The following is a 240-nucleotide window of genomic DNA, read 5'->3' on the forward strand; positions in this document are numbered from 1 at the left end:
CGGGCATTGCCTATCGACGTACGCACCGAGGACTGTCTGCCTTGGGAGATGTTTATTCGCACTTCGCCGCATCCGTTGGCGCCGCCTTTGGACGAGATTCTCGATACGGCGTTTACACGCGACGAGCGCGCGTATCTCGCAGTGCGCATGCGCGCGATTTTTGAAAGCGGAAAGCAGCTTGGCGCCGAGCGGATTGCGTATTTGACGGCGAAGCGGGCGTAACACTCATGCCTTCATGCC

The 240-nt window shown here is 59.2% G+C and carries 1 protein-coding gene; it reads left to right on the top strand.

The window, feature by feature from the left end:
• Positions 1-222, top strand: a 222-nt coding sequence (locus SB786_RS37520; RefSeq protein WP_410731749.1) for a hypothetical protein, incomplete at its 5' end; no start/stop codon positions are given.
• Positions 223-240: the final 18 nt, after the last annotated feature.

Source organism: Burkholderia sp. SIMBA_062 (assembly GCF_046534765.1).
Classification (GTDB): domain Bacteria; phylum Pseudomonadota; class Gammaproteobacteria; order Burkholderiales; family Burkholderiaceae; genus Burkholderia; species Burkholderia ambifaria.